The organism is Homoserinibacter gongjuensis (genome assembly GCF_030161875.1).
GTDB lineage: Bacteria > Actinomycetota > Actinomycetes > Actinomycetales > Microbacteriaceae > Homoserinibacter > Homoserinibacter gongjuensis.
This window is the reverse complement of the sequence record NZ_BSVA01000001.1, coordinates 17,868-34,548: the sequence shown is the minus strand read 5'-3', so window position 1 is coordinate 34,548 and position 16,681 is coordinate 17,868. Positions and strand designations below refer to the sequence as shown.

Sequence of the window (16,681 nt, the reverse complement as noted above, 5' to 3'; positions counted from 1 at the left end):
GTTCTGCAGGTCAGCCTAGAGCGGCGGCCTCGCCTCGTCGCTGCCGATTCACTGAGAGAACGGTAGCCCGGGGCAGCCGACTTGTTATAGATGAACTAGAACTATAGAATCGCCTCGTGCTCATCCGTATCGACCCGGGCTCGGGGGTGGCGATCTTCGACCAGATCGCGGCATCCGTGCGTGCCGACGCGAGCCGCGGCACGCTGCGGCCGGGCGACCGACTTCCCGCCGCCCGCGAACTCGCCGAGGCGCTCGAGGTCAACGTGCACACCGTGCTGCGGGCCTACCAGCAGCTGCGCGACGAAGGGCTCATCGACCTGCGCCGTGGCCGCGGTGCCGTCGTCACCGACGCCGCCGCTCGCGGCTCGGAACTGCTGGATGCCGTGCGCGCCCTCGTGGCCGACGCACGACGCACCGGGGTTCCGCCCCAGACCCTGCTCACCCTGATCCGCGAGGAGTACCCCGCATGACCGCCTCCGACCGCCCGCCTCGCGCCCGCCTGCCCCTCTCGTACTGGGTGGTGGCCGTCGGACTTCCGCTCATCGCGGGAGCGGTCGCCGTCGCGCTCCAGCTCGCCTGGCTGCCGCAGCTGCCCGATCCGATCGCCATCCACTGGGGGCCGGACGGCCCCGACGGATTCGGCGCCCCGTGGTCGTCCCTCGCGCTCACCGCCGGCCTCGCCGGGGGTCTCACGGCGATGTTCGCGGCGTTCCTGGCGACGGCACGCGGCGCGGCTCCGACCGTCACCCACAAGCTGCTCGCGGTGCTCTCGTTCGTGACCGCGCTCTTCGTCGGCGGCACCGTCACCGCATCCGTCGCCGTACAGCGCGGACTCGACGACGCCCGTGACGCCCCCGGCATCGACGGCTGGCTCGGCCTCGCCCTCATCGGCTCCGTGCTGGTCGGGGTGGCCGCCTGGTTCGTGCTGCCGAAGGCCGTGCGCCCGGGAACGGATGCGACCCCCGCCCGGCCGTTGACGCTCGTGCCCGGCGAGCGCAGCGTCTGGATCGCGACGACGCGGGTGCCCACCGGTGCGCTCGCCGCGATCCTCGGCGGCCTCGGCGTCGTGCTCGCCGCTGCCGTATTCGCGATCGCCATCAGCGACGGAGCGCTGTGGCCCATCGCGATCGCGCCCCTGCTGCTGCTCGCCCTCGCCTCGATCGCCACCGTGTGGCGGGTGCGCGTGGATGCCACGGGACTGCTCGTACGCTCCCTTCCCTTCGGCTGGCCGCGGGTGCGCATCCGCTCCGCCGACATCGACCGCGTGCAGACGGCCCATATCGAGCCGCTCGCCGATTTCGGCGGCTGGGGGTGGCGCTGGGCGCCCGGCAACGGCTTCGGCGTGGTGACGCGTGGCGGCGAGGCGATCGAGGTGCGACGCCGCGACGGACGGCGCTTCGTGGTCACCGTCGACGACGCCGAGACGGGCGCCGCCCTGCTCGCGGCGTACACCGCGAGCGCTACCGAAATCCGCGAGCGCGGCCCGCAGACCGGTAGCGCTCGCGGAAACGGGTAGCGCTCGCGATTCACCGCTAGAATCGACGAACCGACATCGATCCGGCCATCACCGGGGAGTCCTCGGAAGAAACCCCTCTCCGCTGGTTGAGGAGGCGCGCAGCGCCGTCTCGAAACCCAGGAGCGAGGCAGTAGACCCGAGCGGGTGCGCCCGTCACCGCGTGAATGAGCGGTCGCACACGCCTCCTCGGAGAGCGGATGCGGCAAGCGAGGTGGTACCGCGGCATCCGTCGTCCTCGTGTGACATTTCCACGCACGACACGGACGGATCGGATGAGCTACCCCCGCAACGCGGCCCCCGGTGAGAACGCCGGAGAGGGCGTGCCCGCATCCCCACGCTTCCCCGAGATCGAGAAGCGCATCCTCGAGCACTGGAAGACCGACGACACCTTCGCGGCGTCCGTCGAGGCGCGCGAGGAGCGCCCGAGTGGGTCTTCTACGACGGCCCGCCGTTCGCCAACGGCCTGCCGCACTACGGCCACCTGCTCACCGGCTACGCCAAGGACGTCTTCCCGCGCTACCAGACGATGCGCGGCAAGCAGGTGCATCGCCGCTTCGGCTGGGACACCCACGGCCTGCCCGCCGAGCTCGAGGCCATGCGCCAGCTCGGCATCACGACCAAGGGCCAGATCGAGGCGATGGGCATCGGCGCCTTCAACGCGAAGGCGCGCGAGTCGGTGCTGCACTACACGCAGGAGTGGCAGGACTACGTCACCCGCCAGGCGCGCTGGGTCGACTTCGAGAACGACTACAAGACGCTCGATGTGACCTTCATGGAGTCGGTCATCTGGGCCTTCTCCGAGCTGTACAAGAAGGGCCTCGCCTACGAGGGCTTCCGGGTGCTGCCGTACTGCTGGAACGACGAGACCCCGCTCTCGAACCACGAGCTGCGCATGGACGACGACGTGTACCGGATGCGACAGGACCAGTCGGTCACCGTTACCTTCCCGCTCGTGGGGGAGAAGGCGGAGGCGCTCGGGCTCACGGCCGTGAACGCGCTCGCCTGGACGACGACCCCGTGGACCCTGCCGACGAACGCCGCGCTCGCCGTGGGCCCCGCGATCGAGTACGTCGTGGTTCCCGCGGGCCCGGCCGGCGCCGCGAACGGTCTGGAGGGCGACTCCGCCCGGTTCCTGCTCGCGGCCGACACGGTCGCCTCCTACGCCAAGGACCTCGGTTACCCGGATGCCGCTGCCGCGCTCGCCGCGATCGAGCCGCGCCGCTTCACCGGGGCCGAGCTCGGCGGCATCCGCTACGACCAGCTCTGGGACTACTATCTCGACGCTTACGGCCCGGAGGCCTTCCAGCTGCTCGTGGCCGACTACGTCGCCACGGGCGAGGGCACGGGCATCGTGCACCAGGCGCCCGCCTACGGTGAAGACGACCAGGTCACGAGTGCCGCCGCCGGCATCCCGGTGGTGCTCTCCCTCGACGACGGCGGACGCTTCCTGCCGCAGGTGCCGGATGTCGCCGGACTGCGCTGGGACGAGGCGAACAAGCCGCTCGTGCAGAAGCTGCGCGCCGAGAAGCGGCTGTTGCAGGTCAAGAGCTACGAGCACAGCTATCCGCACTGCTGGCGTTGCCGCAACCCGCTCATCTACAAGGCGGTCTCGAGCTGGTTCGTGCGCGTGCCCGACATCAAGGAGCGGATGGGCGAGCTCAACCAGCAGATCAACTGGGTTCCCGAGAACGTCAAGGACGGCCAGTTCGGCAAGTGGGTGGCGAACGCGCGCGACTGGTCGATCAGCCGCAACCGCTACTGGGGCAGCCCCATCCCGGTGTGGAAGTCGGATGACGACGCCTACCCGCGCATCGACGTGTACGGCTCGCTCGCGGAGCTCGAGCGCGACTTCGGCATGCTGCCGCGCGACGAGAAGGGCGAGCCGAACCTGCACCGCCCCTACATCGACGAGCTGACGCGCCCCAACCCCGACGACCCGACCGGCCGCTCGAGGATGCGCCGCATCGAGGACGTGCTCGACGTGTGGTTCGACTCGGGGTCGATGCCGTTCGCGCAGGTGCACTACCCGTTCGAGAACCGCGAGTGGTTCGACGGTGTCGACGGAGAACCGGGGCACAACCCGGCCGACTTCATCGTCGAGTACATCGGGCAGACGCGCGGCTGGTTCTACGTGATGCACGTGCTCGCGACAGCGCTCTTCGACCGCCCGGCCTACAAGAACGTGCTGAGCCACGGCATCGTGCTCGGCTCCGACGGGCAGAAGATGTCGAAGTCGCTGCGCAATTACCCGGATGTCTCGGAGGTCTTCGATCGCGACGGCGCGGATGCCATGCGCTGGTTCCTGCTGTCGGGCTCGGTGATCCGCGGCGGCAACCTCATCGTGACGGAGGAGGGCATCCGCCAGGGCGTGCGCGAGGTCATGCTGCCGCTGTGGTCGAGCTACTACTTCTTCACGCTCTACGCCAACAGCGCCGACTACGAGGCCGCCCGCCGCACCGACTCCTCGCATCCGCTCGACCGCTACCTGCTCGCGAAGACGCGCGAGCTCATCCAGGAGGTCACGCGGCACCTCGACGACTTCGACACACCGCTCGCCGCCGCGGCGCTGCGCGACTTCGCCGAGGTGCTCACCAACTGGTACGTGCGGCGCAGCCGCGACCGGTTCTGGGTGGGAGACGACCGCGACGCCTTCGACACCCTCTTCACGGTGCTCGAGACCTACACGCGGCTCGCGGCGCCCCTGCTGCCGCTCGTGACCGAGGAGATCTGGCGCGGCCTCACCGGCGGGCGGAGCGTGCACCTGACCGACTGGCCCGACCCCGCCGAGTTCCCGATCGACACCGAGCTCGTGCGCACGATGGATCGCGTGCGCGAGGTCGCCTCGGCGGGACTCGCGTTGCGCAAGGCGCATGGTTTGCGCGTACGTCTGCCACTTGACTCGATCACACTAACGGGGGTGCACGGGCCCGACATTCGTCCGTTCTCGGATGTTCTCTGCGAAGAGCTCAATGTCAGGCGAGTTATCTTCAATGACAGCGCGCGCGGCGAGGATGAGGACCAGGACAACATCGTCTCTCGGCGCCTGGTAGTGAACGCCCGTGCCTTGGGGCCGCGACTCGGGAAGGACGTTCAGACGGTCATCCGAGCTTCGAAGGCGGGGGACTGGGAAATCACCGGTGACGGGAGTCCCGTGGTGGCGGGCTTTGCTCTCGAGCCCGGTGAATACGAACTTGAACTTACGTCGAGCGATGCGAACCTCGCGATCCATTTCCTGAGTGGCGATGGTTACGTCGTGCTCGACACCGTGGTCACGCCGGAGCTCGCCGCCGAGGGGCTCGCGCGCGACGTCGTGCGCGCCGTGCAGCAGGCCCGCAAGGACGCCGGGCTCGAGGTGAGCGACCGCATCCGGCTCACGCTCACGGGCGACGCGGATGCCGTGGCCGCGATCGAGGCGCACCGCGAGCTGATCGCGGCCGAGACGCTTGCCACCAGCCTGGTGTCGGGTGAGGCTGGTGGGGAGCGACGCCGGTCGGCGATGCCTCCACCGTGACGATCGAGCTGGAGCGCGCATGAGTGCCGACGAGCCGGACCCCTACGAGGAGGCCGAGGCGGCGGAGTTCCGTCGCGCGGCCGATGCCGCCTACGAGGAGCTGCTCGGGCGCGTGGGGGAGTCGGCACCGCAGCCGCGCCTCGAGCCGACCCGACGCGCCGTCGAGCTGCTGGGCGATGTGCACCGGGCCGCGCCCGTCGTGCACATCACGGGCACCAACGGCAAGACCTCCACGAGCCGCATGATCGAGTCGCTCCTGCGTGCCACCGGGCTGCGCACGGGACTGCTCACGAGCCCGCACCTCGAGCGCGTGACGGAGCGCATCATGATCGACGGCGAGCCGATCAGCGACGAGGCGTTCGCGCGCAACTGGGACGACATCCGTCCGTTCCTGCTCATCGTCGACGCCGAGCTCGCCGCCGACGGCGAGGAGACCCTCACCTTCTTCGAGGCCCTCACCGTGCTCGCCTTCGCGTGCTTCGCCGACGCACCCGTCGACGTCATCGTGCTCGAGGTGGGCATGGGCGGCGAGTGGGATTCCACGAACGTCGCCGACGGGCAGGTGGCCGTGTTCACGCCCATCGCGCTCGATCACACGCAACGACTCGGGTCGACGATCACCGAGATCGCGCGCACCAAGGCCGGCATCATCAAGCCCTCGGCGTCGGTCGTCACGGCGATCCAGCCGATCGAGGCGCTCGACGAACTGCGCGAGGCCGCCCGCATGGACGAGGCGAGCCTCGCGATCGAGCGCGTCGACTTCGCCCTCGAATCGACGACCGTCGCCGTCGGCGGGCAGCTCGTCGACATCCGCGGGCGGGTGGGGCGCTACCGCGACGTCTTCCTGCCGCTCTACGGCGACCACCAGGCGCAGAACGCCGCCGTCGCGATCGCCGCTGTGGAGTCGTTCCTGGGCGACGGCACGGTGGCGCTCGATCAGGATGTCGTGGCCGAGGGACTCGGGCAGGTCACGTCCCCCGGTCGCCTGCAGCTCGTGGGCATCGAGCCGACGGTGCTCGTCGACGCCGCCCACAATCCGCACGGAGCAGCCGCACTCGCGGCCGCGCTGCGCGAGTACTTCGACTTCGACGAGTACGTGATCGTGCTCGGCGTGCTCGCCGACAAGGACGCCCACGGCATCGTGCGCGAACTCGCCTCGGTGGCCGCCCGTGTCGACGTAACCCGGTCGAGCTCGGAGCGCGCGATCCCGGCCGAGGAACTCGCCGAGCTCGTGCGCGACGACGTCGAGCCCGACGCCGTGCTCGTGCACGAGGAGTTCGCGGATGCCATGGACGCCGCACGCGCCTGGGCAGCCGAGTCGCCGCGCCGCGCGGTCGTCGTGACGGGTTCGATCACGCTCGTGGGGAGGCGCTCACGCTCGCCGCCGCCGAGGGGTGGAAGCCATGACCGACGCCCGACGACCCGGCCGCGTGCGGCGCGAGCGCAGTCTCACCGAGACGCTCCTCTCGATCACCCTCGGTCTCGAAGCGGCCATGATGTTCTTCGCGTCGCTCGTGGTGTTCGGCCTTGACCGCCTCGATCCCGACTGGCTCGCGCTCGTCTACGGCGCGATGTTCATCGTCGTGCTCGTGATCGCGGCGGCCCTCCAGCGCTACACCTGGGGCGTCTGGTTCGGCGCGGTGCTGCAGCTCGCGATCATCGCGACCGGCCTGCTCGAGCCGATGATGTTCCTGGTCGGCGCCGCCTTCCTCGCCCTCTGGGTGTACTGCTTCGTGCGCGGCCGCCAGATCGACCGCCAGAAGGCGGCCTGGCTGGCCGCTCAGGCATCCGGAACCCCCTCACCCGCAACCTCGCCAGAAGGAGACACCCCGTGACCGACATCGAAGAGACCCTCGTGATCGTGAAGCCGGATGGTGTCGCCCGCGGCCTCACGGGCGAGATCCTGCGCCGCATCGAGGCGAAGGGCTACCAGCTCGTCGACATCCGCCTGCTGCAGGCCGACCGCGAGCTGCTCGCCGCGCACTACGAGGAGCACGAGGGCAAGCCGTTCTATGAGCCGCTCGTCGAGTTCATGCAGTCGGGGCCCGTCGTGGCGATGCGCGTCGCGGGCAACCGGGTCATCGAGGGCTTCCGCGCCCTCGCCGGCACGACCGATCCGACAAGCGCGGCGCCCGGCACCATCCGCGGCGACCTGGGGCGCGACTGGGGTCTCAAGGTGCAGCAGAACCTCGTGCACGGCTCCGACTCGCCCGAGTCGGCGGCTCGCGAGCTCGGCCTCTGGTTCCCGCGCGGCTGATGCCCGAGCTGTCGGGGCCGGGCGAGGCCATCGTTCTCGCGACCCTGCCGAACCTGCGCGACGCGGGCGGCTGGCCGACCACCGACGGGCGCCGCGTGCGCACCGGGGTGCTGTTCCGCTCGACGGCGCTCGATCGGCTGGATGAAGCGGATGCGGATGCCGTCGTCGCGCTCGGCATCCGCAGCGTCGTCGACTTCCGCACCTCGCTCGAACGCGAGAGCCAGCCCGATCGCGTGCTCGAGGGCGTGCGTCGCCTGCTCGAGGATGTGCTCGCCGACTCCGAGATCGCGGTTCCCGCGCAGATGGCGGCGTTCTTCCGGGAGCCGGCGAAGGCGCTCGCCTTCCTCGAAAGCGGTCGTGGCGACGACGCGATGCGCGCGGCCTACCGCGAGTTCATCTCGCTGCCGAGCGCGCGTCGGGGACTGGCGACCTTCTACCGCCTGCTGCTTCACGACGACGACCTGCCGGTGCTCTACCACTGCACGACGGGCAAGGACCGCACGGGCTGGGCGACCGCGGCGCTGTTGACGCTGCTCGGGGTGTCGGAGGACGACGTCTACCGCGAGTACCTGCTCACGAACGAGCAACTGCTGCCGGCGCTCGAGCCGCTCTTCCGGCGCTTCGAGGCGCACGGGGCCCCGCGCGAGCTGCTCGTGCCCGTGCTCGGCGTCGACCGCAGCTACCTCGACACCTCGTTCGCCACCATGCGCGCCGAGTACGGCACGATCGAGCAGTACTTCACGGTCGCGCTCGGCATCTCGCACGCCGAGCAGGATCACCTCCGCGAGCGGCTCCTCGAGTAGCGGCCGCCACGACGGAGGAGTCTTCGAGACGCGTCGCTGCGCGGCGCTCCTCAGCCACCTGAGCCCGGCCAACTCAGCTGGTTGAGGAGCGCCGGGCCGGAGGCCCGACGCGTCTCGAAACCCGCGTCAGCCGCGGGCGACTACTCGCTCTGCGCGCTGTCGCCGACCGGCAGCTTCGCGAGCTCGGCGTTCACGAAGTCCTCGAAGTTGCCGAAGGCGTTGCGGTCCCACGGGGTGCCGTTGATGATGATCGTCGGTGTGCTGCGAACGCCGGCCTGCGAGGAGCGAGCGGTGGCCGCGCTCACCCAGGGCTGGAAGCTCTCGCCCGTGATGCACTCGTTCACATCGTCGTTGTCGAGCCCCGCGCTCTTCACCACGTCGACGAGGGCGTTGTTGCCGAGACCCGGGCCGCCTTCCGACGGCTGCTGGGCGTACATGGCCGCCATGACGTCGAGGAAGCTCTCGGGCGCGTAGTTGGCGACGCACGCGCCGACGTTGTTGGAGCGCGTCGAGTAATCGGTCGTGTACCCGCGGTAGTCGAGGATCGCGATGGGCTTCACCTCGAGCGTGGCGGCGCCCTGCGCGACCATCGACTGGATCGAAGCCGAGTACGCCTCCTCGAACTGCTTGCAGGCGGGGCAGGAGAAGTCGACGTAGGTGACGATGTTCAGCAGGCCCTCGCGCTGCTCGGTCGGGACCGGGTCGCCGCCCTTCTTGATCGCGGCGGTCGGCACGTACTGCACGCCGCCGTCGCCATCCGCTTCGAAGACGATGCCGTCGCTGATCATGTTCGCGGGGCCGGCCTCCTTCTTGGGCGGCGGCTGGAACGCGACGACGGCCCACACCACGCCACCGACGATCGCGAGGATCGCGACGGATGCGATGGTCGGGATGAGCCACTTGAGCAGCTTCTGACGCTTCAGGGCCTTCTCACGGGCGACGCGGGCGGCCTCGCGGGCCTCCTCACGGCGCTGGTTCTTGGTGGGCCGGGGCGCATTGGTCACGGGTGGATCCTGACGGGTCGGGATAAGAGGATGCTGAAAAGCTCGGAGTCAGTCTAGAGGGGTTTCAGAACAGGCTCTGGATCACCGGGAACTGGCTCTGCGCGATGCCGAACACGATGAGCAGCAGCACGATGCTGATGGGGGCGACCCACGGCAGCAGTGCGCGGCCGGCGCGCGCCCCCGCCCCGAAGACGCCTTCGGCCATGTTGCGGAAGGTGACGGCGAAGAAGACGGGGTAGGTGACGGCCCAGGTCAGCACGCAGTAGGGGCACAGCGTGCGGATGAAGGGGTCGAAGATCGACTGGCTCGCGAGCCACAGCACGAACACCATGGCACCGGCGACGCCGACGTTGAAGACCGCCCAATACCAGCGCGGGAAGCGCGCACCCGCGAGCACCGAGACGCCCACGATGATGGGCGCCATCCAGCCGATGAGGCCGATGATCGGGTTCGGGAAGCCGAACACGGCTCCCTGCCACGAGTCGAGGTTCTTGCCGCACTGCACGAACACGCTGAAGTCGCAACTGAGCACGGCATCCGGGTTCTGCAGCACGTGGAACTTCTCCATCGTGAGCGCGAACGCCGCGATCTCACCGAGGATGCCCGCGACGATGAGCCAGATGCCGAAGACCCACGGGCGGGATGCGGTGCGTGCCGGTGCGTCAGCGGTTTCGTCGAACTCGTCGCCGGGTTCGAGCTCGGTGGCGGTGTCGTCGGCGACCTCGGTCATGGGCTCGATCTTGCCACGCCGCGGATGAGGAAATGCCGCAAACGGTATCTCATGCGATAATCGAGGCAGTCGCCCCCGATGGGCGATACGACAAAAGCTTGACCGGGCATACCGGGCCAGTGGATGCTCCCGCCGCGTCGGGACCGCACCCAGACGGATAGCCAGTTCCGTTCCGTGCCGTGAGAGGGCACGGGCGCCGTGAGAGGGCGCGAGCGGATCACCGCCGCAGAGCGAGGTGAGACCGCGAACCCAGATGAAGGATTGGCGTCCCGCTCCGCGGGATCGCACGAGAGTACCCGGAGGCCGGCGCGGCCGCCCCGCCAAGGAGCACACCAGCGATGGTGAAGAAGAAGCAGGACCTTTCCAGCGATCCGGCCGACACTCCGTCGGGATCAGTCGAGACACCGGGGTCATCCGACGGAGCCGCGGCCAACGAAGCCGCAGCGAACGAAGCCGCATCGGTCGAAGCGACAGCGGCCGATTCAGCGGAGCCGGGCCAGCCGCCCGCGAGCGAGACCGCCGAGGCGAGCATCGCATCCGCGCCCGCCTCGCCCTTCTCGCTGCTGTTCCAGGCACCCCCGCCGCCGCCACCCGGGTCGGGCACGCCGGCGCTTCCCGACGACGACGAGGCCGAGTCCAGCGGCTCGTCCCGTCGCCGCAGCCGCCGCCGTTCGGGTGAGGCGCCGCGCGACGGCGACGACGCGCCCGGCACGACCGTCAAGGTTCGCCAGCCGCGCAAGCAGCCGGAACCCATCACCGAGCCGCAGAAGGTCAAGGGCTCCACGCGCCTCGAGGCCAAGAAGCAGCGCCGCCGCGACGGGCGGGACGCCGGTCGCCGCCGCCCGGTCATCACCGAGGCCGAGTTCCTGGCCCGCCGCGAGAGCGTCGACCGGCAGATGATCGTGCGCTCGAAGTTCGGCCGCATCCAGATCGGCGTTCTCGAAGACGGCGTGCTCGTCGAGCACTACGTCGCGCGTGCGCAGGACGCGAGCCTCATCGGCAACGTCTACCTGGGGCGCGTGCAGAACGTGCTGCCGAGCATGGAGGCGGCCTTCGTCGACATCGGTCGCGGCCGCAACGCGGTGCTCTACTCGGGCGAGGTCGACTGGGAGGCCGCCGCCGCTGCCGCCGAAGAGGCGGGCCGCGAAAAGAATCAGGCTCGCAAGATCGAGCTCGCGCTCAAGCCGGGCGACCGCGTGCTCGTGCAGGTCACCAAGGACCCGGTGGGCCACAAGGGTGCCCGCCTGACGAGCCAGATCAGCCTGCCCGGCCGCTACCTCGTGTACGTGCCCGGCGGCTCGATGAACGGCATCAGCCGCAAGCTCCCCGACACCGAGCGCGCGCGCCTCAAGAAGATCCTCAAGGAGGTGCTGCCGGATGACGCGGGCGTCATCGTGCGCACCGCCGCCGAGGGCGCCACCGAGGAGCAGTTGACGCTCGACGTGCAGCGGCTCACCGCGCAGTGGGCCGAGATCGAGCGCGCTGTCGAGACGCAGCAGGCCCCGGCGCTGCTGCACTCGGAGCCCGATCTGCTGCTCAAGATCGTGCGCGACGTGTTCAACGAGGACTTCCAGAAGCTCGTGATCGCCGGCGACGACGCGCGCGCCACGATCGAGAAGTACCTGACGGCCGTCGCGCCCGACCTGCTCGACCGCGTCGAGATCTACGCCGACGAGGTCGACAGCTTCGACAAGTTCCGCATCACCGAGCAGATCGAGAAGGCTCTCGACCGCAAGGTGTGGCTGCCGTCGGGCGGCTCGCTCATCATCGACCGCACCGAGGCGATGACGGTCGTCGACGTCAACACCGGCAAGTTCGTCGGCTCGGGCGGCAACCTCGAAGAGACCGTCACCAAGAACAACCTCGAGGCGGCCGAAGAGATCGTGCGCCAGCTGCGGCTGCGCGACATCGGCGGCATCATCGTCGTGGACTTCATCGACATGGTGCTCGAGTCCAACCGCGACCTCGTGCTGCGCCGCCTCGTCGAGTGCCTCTCGCGCGACCGCACGAAGCACCAGGTGGCCGAGGTCACCTCGCTCGGCCTCGTGCAGATGACGCGTAAGAAGCTCGGCTTGGGGCTTCTCGAGTCGTTCAGCGAGACGTGCGACGTGTGCGCGGGCCGCGGGCTCATCGTGCACCACGACCCGGTGTTCAAGCACCGCGGCCAGCAGGCCGAGCCCCAGCAGAGTTCATCGCGCGGACGTCGCGGGCGCGGGGGCAACGGCGGTGGCGGTGGCGGCAACGGCGGTGGCAACCAGGCCGCATCCGCTCCGAAGACCACGACGCACGAGATCACCGACGACGTGCGCAATGCGCTCGCCAAGATCGCGGCGAAGACGGTTCACCAGGAGGTGTCGTCTGACGCCCCGTCGGAGGCCGCGCCCGAGCAGATCGCGGATGCGGTCGCCGCGGCGCCCGTGGAGATCCTCGACATTCCGATCGAGCCCGTTCGGGTCGAGAAGGCGCGCCCCGTGGTCGATCCGGATGCGGTGCTCGGCTCGGTGCTGGACGCCCTGCCCGAACCGAAGAAGCCCGGTCAGGGCCGCGGCCGTCGCTCGCGCCGCGCCTCCTCGGCCGCGGGTTCCCCCGACGCGGGCTGACGCGGGAGCTCAGCTGGTTGAGGAGCGCCGCGCCGCCGCTGCCTGACGACTCAGCTGGTTGAGGAGCGCCGCGCCGAAGGCGCGACGCGTCTCGAAACCTGCGTCACCGACGGCGGCTTCGAGACGCGTCCGCTGCGCGGGCGCTCCTCAGCCACCTCGACCTGCCGTTAGTGCTTGTCGCGCTGACGCACGCGCAGTCCCGAGGCCTGTAGCCGCCGCAGCAGCTCGCGCCCGGTCACGGGCTCGGCACCGAGCGCGATGAGCTGCTCGCGACGCTCGAGCGGGTAGTCGTAGTGGTCGTGGTCGAAGCCGCGCTCCGGCATTCCGGCGCGGCGCGCGAAGGCGTGCAGCTCATCGAGTGAGACATCCGAGACGAGGTGCCCCCACACCGTGCCGTGGTTCGGCCAGATCGCCTCGTCGATGAGGATCATCGAGATTCCCTCCGTTCCGGCGTAGGCTCGCATGAAGACGCTCTCGCGATCATAGGAGCCCGCATGACTGAGACCGCCCCGGTAACCCACAGCACGAGCGTCGACCGCGATGCCCGGTCGGCTCTGCTGGTCGCCCTCATCGTCGCCGCCGTTCTCGTGCTCGACCTGCTCGTCAGCTTCCTCGAGTCCTTCGCGTTCGGGTCCGGGTCCCGCGACTTCTTGCTCGGGATCGCCCTACCGCAGTTGCTCGTGGATATCGTGCCCAAGGCGGTCGGCATCCTCGTCGTGCTCTGGCTGTGGCCGGCGCGCGTGGAGGATCGGGTGGTCATGGTGCTCGTGAAGGCCCTCGTGGCAGCGGCAGCGGCGTGCGTGCTGGCCGCCCTCGTCGGGTTCGTCTACACCGTGGTCGTCTACGGAGTGCGTTTCTCGGATGCTGGCGCGCTTCCGTACACCCCCTTCGCGGGCATCGTGTCGTCGGTGGTCATGCTCGCCCCGCTCGTGATGCTCGTGGTGCTCGCGCAGTGGGTGATCCGCCGCGGCGCGCGCCTGTGAGCACACCCCTCACCGTGTTTGCCGGATGCCTCCGCGTCGGCTATTCTTGATCCTTGGTGTCTGTGGGTTTCCCGCCCGCATTCGATACCCCACGCTTCCCGGGCCTTCGCGGCTCCGATGAAGCGGCAGACTTCATTCCAACGTAAGGACATCCCGTGGTTTACGCAGTTGTGCGCGCCGGTGGTCGGCAGGAGAAGGTCGAGGTGGGCACGGTCGTCGTGCTCGACCGCGTCCAGGCCGAGCAGGGCGGCAAGATCGAGCTCACCCCGTTCTCTACGTCGACGGTGACACGATCACGCACGACGAGAAGGCGCTGGCCAAGGTCAAGGTGACCGCCGAGGTCATCGGCCACGAGCGGGGCAAGAAGATCGTCATCCAGAAGTTCAAGAACAAGACCGGGTACAAGAAGCGTCAGGGCCACCGCTCCGAGCTCACCCGCGTCAAGATCACCGGCATCAAGTAAGCAGGGGCTGAAGACATGGCACACAAGAAGGGCGCATCGTCCACCCGTAACGGTCGCGACTCGAACGCGCAGCGCCTCGGCGTCAAGCGCTTCGGCGGCCAGGTCGTCAAGGCCGGCGAGATCATCGTCCGCCAGCGCGGCACCCACTTCCACCCCGGCGCCAACGTCGGGCGCGGTGGCGACGACACGCTGTTCGCCCTCGAGGCGGGCGCCGTGGAGTTCGGCACCAAGGGCGGCCGTAAGGTCGTCAACATCGTCGTCCCGGCGTAGGCGCCGCGCGACAGAGATTTTCATCTGCGAAGGGCGGGCTGAGGCTCGCCCTTCGCTGTTTGTTCAGGGATATACCGGTCCGCAGGAGCAGGAGAGGAGCACCGGATGGCGTCCTTCGTCGACCAGGTGACGCTGCACCTGCGCGCGGGCCACGGCGGCAACGGCTGCGTGTCGGTGCGGCGCGAGAAGTTCAAGCCGCTCGCGGGCCCCGACGGCGGCAACGGCGGGCACGGGGGCGACATCGTGCTCGTCGCCGACCCGCAGGTCACGACCCTGCTGAACTACCACCGCGCCCCGCACCGCTCGAGCGGCAACGGCGGACCGGGCATGGGCGATCACCGCTCGGGCTACCAGGGCGAGGAGCTCGTGCTGCCCGTACCCGTCGGCACGGTCGTCTCGACGCCCGACGGCGAGCAGCTCGTCGACCTCGTCGAACCCGGCATGCGGTTCGTCGCGGCGGGCGGCGGCCAGGGCGGCCTCGGCAACGCGGCGCTCGCCACCACCAAGCGCAAGGCGCCGGGCTTCGCGCTGCTCGGCACCCAGGGCTTCGAGGGCGACGTCGTGCTCGAGCTCAAAACGGTCGCGGATGTCGCCCTCGTCGGCTACCCGAGCGCGGGCAAGTCGAGCCTCATCGCCGCGCTCTCGGCGGCCAAGCCGAAGATCGCCGACTACCCCTTCACGACGCTGCACCCGAACCTCGGGGTCGTCGAGGCGGGCGAGACCCGCTACACGATCGCCGACGTTCCCGGCCTCATCGAGGGTGCGAGCGAGGGCAAGGGTCTCGGTCTCGAGTTCCTGCGACACGTCGAGCGGTGCTCGGCGCTGCTGCACGTGCTCGACTGCGCCACGCTCGAACCGGGGCGCGATCCGCTCTCCGACCTCGACATCATCCTGACCGAGCTCGCCGCCTACCCCGTTCCGGAGGGTCAGACGCCCCTGCTCGATCGACCGCAGCTCGTGGCGCTCAACAAGGTCGACGTGCCCGACGGCAAGGAGCTCGCCGACTTCGTGCGACCCGAGCTCGAGCAGCGCGGGTACCGCGTGTTCGAGGTGTCGGCCGTGAGCCACGAGGGGCTGCGTCAGTTGTCGTTCGCCCTCGCCGAGCTCGTGGAGGCCGACCGCAAGGCCAAGGCCGAGACGCCGCCGCCCGCGCGCATCGTCATCCGTCCGCGCGCCGTCGACGAGGCGGACTTCGAGGTGCAGGTGCTCGGCGGAACGGAGCCGGTCTACCGGGTCGTCGGTGCCAAGCCCGAGCGGTGGGTCGAGCAGACCGACTTCACCAACGACGAGGCCGTCGGCTTCCTCGCCGACCGTCTCGCGAAGCTCGGGGTGGAGGAGCAGCTCTTCCAGAAGGGTGCGGTGCCCGGCTCGACCGTCGAGATCGGCGAGATGGTCTTCGACTGGGAGCCCACGCTCACCTCGACCGCCGAGCTCATCACCTCGCCGCGTGGCACGGATGCGCGTCTCGATGAGAACCGTCGCGCCACCCGCAACCAGCGCCGCGAGGAGTACCACGCCCGCATGGATGCCAAGGCGGCAGCGCGTGCCGAGCTCGACGCCGAGCGCGAGGCCGGCCTGTGGGCCGACGGTGAGGAAGAGGGCGCGCCGGAGGACGGCGACGTCGATGTGATCAACCCGGGGGAGGGGCGGTGAGTCCTGAGTCGCTGCGGGCCGCGGTGGCGGATGCGCGACGCGTCGTCGTGAAGGTCGGGTCGAGTTCCATCTCGGGCCCCAACGTCGGGCAGATCGAGCCGCTCGTCGACGCCCTCGCGGCGGCGCACGAGCGCGGCACCGAGGTCGTGCTCGTGTCGTCGGGGGCCATCGCGACGGGCATCCCGTACCTGCTGCTCGACGCCCGGCCCACCGACCTCGCGACGCAGCAGGCGGCCGCGGCGGTGGGGCAGAACATCCTCATCTACCGCTATCAGGAGTCGCTGCGCCGATATGCGATCGTCGCGGGGCAGGTGCTGCTGACCGCGGGTGACCTCGAGAACCCCACGCATCGCTCCAACGCGCAGCGCGCCATGGAGCGGCTGCTGAAGCTGCGCATCATGCCGATCGTCAACGAGAACGACACCGTGGCGACGCACGAGATCCGCTTCGGCGACAACGACCGCCTCGCCGCTCTCGTGTCGGAACTCATCGGCGCCGACCTGCTCGTGCTGCTCTCGGATGTGGATGCCCTCTACACCAAGCCGCCGCAGGAGCCCGGCGCCGAGCCCATCGGCTACGTCGCGGCGGATGACGACCTCGCGGGCGTCGAACTCGGCGACATCGGTGCGGCGGGCGTCGGCACCGGGGGAGCGGGCACCAAGATCGCGGCCGCGAAGCTCGCCGCCGCATCCGGAACCGCCGTGCTGCTCGCCTCGACGTCGAACGTGGCGGCGGCTCTCACGGGCCAGCCGACAGGCACCTGGTTCGAGCCGACCCCGCGGGTCTGACCGCCAGTCGGCCGCGCGCCCTCTCGCCTCGGCGTCCTGTGCCAAACGCTGTAGCGCTTGGCCCCGAGCGCCGGTGATTACGGTCGCGCCTGACCAAAAGGTG

Annotated in this window: 13 protein-coding genes and 3 pseudogenes; 13 read left to right on the top strand and 3 right to left on the bottom strand. The window is 69.8% G+C overall.

The genetic code is table 11. The features are described from left to right. The first annotated feature begins 116 nt into the window (after nt 1-116). The 7 genes and pseudogenes from QQK29_RS00210 (at nt 117) to QQK29_RS00180 (ending at nt 8,087) form a co-directional block, all read left to right on the top strand. On the top strand, nt 117-470 hold the full coding sequence (locus tag QQK29_RS00210) for a GntR family transcriptional regulator (RefSeq protein ID WP_284296796.1): 354 nt from the start codon (nt 117-119) through the stop codon (nt 468-470). Then, complete coding sequence (locus QQK29_RS00205; protein ID WP_284296794.1) at nt 467-1,516, top strand: DUF1648 domain-containing protein; 1,050 nt, start codon at nt 467-469, stop codon at nt 1,514-1,516. Before QQK29_RS00210 ends, QQK29_RS00205 begins: the two co-directional genes overlap by 4 nt. Before the next feature lie 272 nt (nt 1,517-1,788). Beyond that, a pseudogene (gene ileS, locus QQK29_RS00200) lies at nt 1,789-5,050 on the top strand (isoleucine--tRNA ligase). Further along, a pseudogene (locus QQK29_RS00195) lies at nt 5,047-6,434 on the top strand (bifunctional folylpolyglutamate synthase/dihydrofolate synthase). Before ileS ends, QQK29_RS00195 begins: the two co-directional pseudogenes overlap by 4 nt. An 86-nt stretch (nt 6,435-6,520) precedes the next feature. Continuing rightward, complete coding sequence (locus tag QQK29_RS00190; RefSeq protein ID WP_284301860.1) at nt 6,521-6,862, top strand: DUF4233 domain-containing protein; 342 nt, start codon at nt 6,521-6,523, stop codon at nt 6,860-6,862. After that, complete coding sequence (ndk, locus tag QQK29_RS00185) at nt 6,859-7,284, top strand: nucleoside-diphosphate kinase (protein WP_284296792.1); 426 nt, start codon at nt 6,859-6,861, stop codon at nt 7,282-7,284. The genes QQK29_RS00190 and ndk overlap by 4 nt, the downstream gene beginning before the upstream one ends. Further along, on the top strand, nt 7,284-8,087 hold the full coding sequence (locus tag QQK29_RS00180; RefSeq protein WP_284296790.1) for a tyrosine-protein phosphatase: 804 nt from the start codon (nt 7,284-7,286) through the stop codon (nt 8,085-8,087). Before ndk ends, QQK29_RS00180 begins: the two co-directional genes overlap by 1 nt. Before the next feature lie 140 nt (nt 8,088-8,227). On the opposite strand, the gene QQK29_RS00175 is transcribed toward QQK29_RS00180, so the two are convergent. Continuing rightward, on the bottom strand, nt 8,228-9,091 hold the full coding sequence (locus tag QQK29_RS00175) for a DsbA family protein (RefSeq protein WP_284296788.1): 864 nt from the start codon (nt 9,089-9,091) through the stop codon (nt 8,228-8,230). A gap of 64 nt (nt 9,092-9,155) precedes the next feature. Next, the gene (locus QQK29_RS00170; RefSeq protein ID WP_284296786.1) at nt 9,156-9,821 is read right to left on the bottom strand and encodes a vitamin K epoxide reductase family protein; all 666 of its coding nucleotides are present in this window, start codon (nt 9,819-9,821) and stop codon (nt 9,156-9,158) included. Between the two features lie 338 nt (nt 9,822-10,159). On the opposite strand from QQK29_RS00170, the gene QQK29_RS00165 reads away from it, so the two are divergent. Continuing rightward, the gene (locus QQK29_RS00165) at nt 10,160-12,421 is read left to right on the top strand and encodes an Rne/Rng family ribonuclease (protein ID WP_284296784.1); all 2,262 of its coding nucleotides are present in this window, start codon (nt 10,160-10,162) and stop codon (nt 12,419-12,421) included. 167 nt (nt 12,422-12,588) lie between these two features. On the opposite strand, the gene QQK29_RS00160 is transcribed toward QQK29_RS00165, so the two are convergent. Next, the gene (locus QQK29_RS00160) at nt 12,589-12,885 is read right to left on the bottom strand and encodes a DUF4031 domain-containing protein (RefSeq protein WP_284296782.1); all 297 of its coding nucleotides are present in this window, start codon (nt 12,883-12,885) and stop codon (nt 12,589-12,591) included. A 30-nt stretch (nt 12,886-12,915) separates the two neighbouring features. Between QQK29_RS00160 and QQK29_RS00155 the strand changes: the two genes are divergently transcribed. From QQK29_RS00155 to proB, 5 genes and pseudogenes are all read left to right on the top strand, one after another. Next, nucleotides 12,916-13,404: a hypothetical protein gene (locus QQK29_RS00155; RefSeq protein ID WP_284296780.1), complete on the top strand. Its 489-nt coding sequence runs from the start codon at nt 12,916-12,918 to the stop codon at nt 13,402-13,404. A gap of 155 nt (nt 13,405-13,559) precedes the next feature. Further along, nucleotides 13,560-13,867 (top strand): annotated as a pseudogene (gene rplU, locus QQK29_RS00150) (50S ribosomal protein L21). A 15-nt stretch (nt 13,868-13,882) separates the two neighbouring features. Continuing rightward, on the top strand, nt 13,883-14,137 hold the full coding sequence (rpmA, locus tag QQK29_RS00145) for a 50S ribosomal protein L27 (protein ID WP_284296778.1): 255 nt from the start codon (nt 13,883-13,885) through the stop codon (nt 14,135-14,137). 105 nt (nt 14,138-14,242) lie between these two features. Continuing rightward, the gene (obgE, locus tag QQK29_RS00140) at nt 14,243-15,790 is read left to right on the top strand and encodes a GTPase ObgE (protein WP_284296776.1); all 1,548 of its coding nucleotides are present in this window, start codon (nt 14,243-14,245) and stop codon (nt 15,788-15,790) included. Then, nucleotides 15,787-16,578 (top strand): glutamate 5-kinase, encoded by a 792-nt coding sequence (proB, locus tag QQK29_RS00135; RefSeq protein WP_284296774.1) that lies wholly within the window; start codon nt 15,787-15,789, stop codon nt 16,576-16,578. The genes obgE and proB overlap by 4 nt, the downstream gene beginning before the upstream one ends. Nucleotides 16,579-16,681 lie beyond the last annotated feature (103 nt).